Below are 2,707 nucleotides of genomic sequence, written 5' to 3' on the forward strand. Positions count from 1 at the left end.
TTTCAGCTTGGTCGTCTGGAATTTGAATATCAAATTCTTTTTCGAACTCCATAATCAATTCAACAGTGTCTAATGAATCAGCTCCTAAATCATTTGTGAAGCTTGCTTCTGTTACAACTTCGTTTTCATCAACGCCTAATTTATCTACAATAATCGCTTTAACTCTTGATGCAATGTCTGACATAATTTCTAATTTTAATTTTTAATTTGTTGGCAAAAATAAAAAACTTTATCTTAAAACAACATTTTTGTTAGTAAAAGTGACCACGAAAATAAATAAATTATTTCAGAAACTTCTAAAAACGTGGTTTTAATTCAAGTATTTATTCTTTTTTTGTAGTGTAATTTTGTTTTAAATGAAATCGCCACAGCTAATTAAACAATTTTAATGACGGCGATTGCATATTCCTTTGAAAAACAATGTTATCTTCATATGAAAAAGATTTTGCTTTTTGCTTCAGGCACTGGTTCCAATGTGGAAAATATTATTCAACACTTCAAAAATCACCATGATATTATTGTAGTTGGCGTCTACACTAATAATCCAAATGCCAAAGTTTTAGACATAGCAAAAAACCATAATATCCCAACACTTATTTTCAACAGAGAGCAACTTAGAGATGGGTTTGTTTTGTATAAAATAGCAGAACTCAAACCTGATCTTATTGTTTTGGCGGGTTTTCTATGGAAAATGCCAGAAGCAATTGTAAAAGCTTATCCCAATAAAATTATCAATATCCATCCGGCGTTACTCCCAAAATATGGTGGGAAAGGAATGTATGGCATAAAAGTGCACCAAACGGTTTTAGAGAACAAGGAAAAAGAAACGGGAATTACAATCCATTATGTAAACGAACATTATGATGAGGGGGAATTTATTTTTCAGGAAAAAGTAAATATTGAAGAGTGCGCTTCCGCAGATGAAATTGCGAATAAAATTCACGAACTCGAACACAAACATTTTCCACAAATTATAGAAAAACTGCTAATACCTAATCTCTAATCCCTTTTATCTTGACACACCAAGTCCACATCTACACCGACGGCGCGGCCAAAGGAAATCCCGGAAACGGTGGCTATGGCGTTGTCATGGAATTGGTTGGATCTAATTATAAAAAAGAATTCTACGAAGGATTTAGATACACCACCAATAACCGAATGGAATTATTGGCGGTAATTGTGGGTTTGGAAAAAATAACAAAACCTAACATGAAAGTTTTGGTAATTTCCGATTCAAAATATGTGGTCGACGCTGTAGAGAAAAAATGGGTTTTTGGCTGGGAGAAAAAAGGATTTAAAGACAAAAAAAATCCGGATTTATGGATGCGTTTTCTAAAAATATATCGACAACATCAAGTAGATTTCAAATGGATTAAAGGCCATAACAATCATCCGCAAAACGAGCGTTGCGATGAATTGGCGGTTTATGCTTCGGGTTTGCCTAATTTATCCGTTGATGCTTTTTATGAAAAGGAAGACGCGAAGTTGCTTTAAATTTTATTTTTTATATTTTTACTATAAATTTTACTCCCTTATTATGACAGCAACAGCATTGAAACACGTAAACGATAAATTGAAAAATTTACCAGATAGCTTAATAGACGAAGTAGAAAATTATATAGATTTTTTAGTCTACAAATATGCTCAAGATGCTAATGAAATTCCCCAATGGCATAAAGACGAGGTTTTAAAACGAATTAAACTTGATAACAAGCCAGTTGATGCATTTGATATGATTGATAAACTGGATGAATAATCAATGGTAAATTATACAATTATAGCAGATCCAAAAGTAAAGGATGATTTAAAAGTAGCACGCGATTTTCTAAATTCAAGAAGAAAAGGTTTTGGTAAAAAATTCTTGTCAGAGTATAGAATTACTTTAAAGCACTTACAAAAAAACCCAGATTTCCAAATCAGATATAACGACATTCATTGTTTACCAATGAAATCATTTAAGTACATGATTCATTTTAGGATTGATGAACCAAATAAAAGTATACTCATTTATGCGGTACTTTCTAATTACCTTAATCCCGATAGATATTGGATTAAATAATCGATCCTTTTTATGAAAACGAAGACGCGAAGTCGTCTTGATTACCGCTGCTTCAACAACAAATTATACTCTTCCAATAGTTTCAGGTACTTATCTTTCCAATAGTCAGCACTAATTTCTTCTTTTTCATAAGCCGTTGGAGATTCGTTAACTTTTAGAGAAGTTGAAAGTTCCTTTATAGAATCACTAAAATCGTGATGAATAATTTTTCCTATTTGCAAAACCAAATCAAGAGAAACAGTACTATTTTCAAACATCAGATACATCCACCTTCTACTTTTTCCCATTCGCTTGGCGAGTTCTGTAATGGGAATGCCACTTTTATAGATAGCTTCTTTTAGTATTTCTCCTCGGTGTTGCATAATGCAAATATTTACACTTATGTGAGAAATTTATTTTATATAAATTACACATATTTGTGTATATTTATATATATTTGTTCCCAAATATGTGTAATTCAATTAAATATAGTGAATTAATTGTGTAAAATGAAAGGTTTACACTTTTATAATAGAAGCTAGTTTCTAAAAGAGCTAGGGCGGAACCGAAAAGCCGATAGAGTAGGGAAATTAAAATTTAGTTTATGAAAAAATTATTAGGAATTGTTATTGTGTCTCTATTTTTTACGTCAAATATATCTTTCGCAAA

Annotated in this window: 6 protein-coding genes; 4 read left to right on the forward strand and 2 right to left on the reverse strand. The window is 31.5% G+C overall.

Annotation, left to right across the window (positions count from 1 at the left end; genetic code table 11):
- The coding region (locus ACOYLP_RS11615) for an acyl carrier protein (RefSeq protein WP_422856334.1) at positions 1–184 on the reverse strand (184 nt) is incomplete at its 3' end.
- A 249-nt stretch (positions 185–433) separates the two neighbouring features.
- Between ACOYLP_RS11615 and ACOYLP_RS11620 the strand changes: the two genes are divergently transcribed.
- The 4 genes from ACOYLP_RS11620 to ACOYLP_RS11635 are packed head-to-tail and all read left to right on the forward strand — an operon-like array spanning position 434 to position 2,059.
- Positions 434–1,003, forward strand: coding sequence for a phosphoribosylglycinamide formyltransferase (locus ACOYLP_RS11620; protein WP_422856339.1), 570 nt, complete (start codon positions 434–436; stop codon positions 1,001–1,003).
- Between the two features lie 11 nt (positions 1,004–1,014).
- Positions 1,015–1,494 (forward strand): ribonuclease HI, encoded by a 480-nt coding sequence (gene rnhA / locus ACOYLP_RS11625; protein WP_422856335.1) that lies wholly within the window; start codon positions 1,015–1,017, stop codon positions 1,492–1,494.
- A gap of 43 nt (positions 1,495–1,537) precedes the next feature.
- Complete coding sequence (locus ACOYLP_RS11630) at positions 1,538–1,756, forward strand: DUF2281 domain-containing protein (RefSeq protein WP_422856336.1); 219 nt, start codon at positions 1,538–1,540, stop codon at positions 1,754–1,756.
- A 3-nt stretch (positions 1,757–1,759) separates the two neighbouring features.
- Positions 1,760–2,059, forward strand: a complete 300-nt coding sequence (locus ACOYLP_RS11635) for a hypothetical protein (protein ID WP_422856337.1) — start codon at positions 1,760–1,762, stop codon at positions 2,057–2,059.
- Between the two features lie 41 nt (positions 2,060–2,100).
- On the opposite strand, the gene ACOYLP_RS11640 is transcribed toward ACOYLP_RS11635, so the two are convergent.
- A complete protein-coding gene (locus ACOYLP_RS11640; protein WP_422856338.1) occupies positions 2,101–2,421 on the reverse strand; it encodes a hypothetical protein in 321 nt (106 codons plus the stop codon).
- Positions 2,422–2,707 lie beyond the last annotated feature (286 nt).

Source organism: Flavobacterium sp. (assembly GCF_049318325.1).
In the GTDB taxonomy this organism is placed as follows: domain Bacteria; phylum Bacteroidota; class Bacteroidia; order Flavobacteriales; family Flavobacteriaceae; genus Flavobacterium.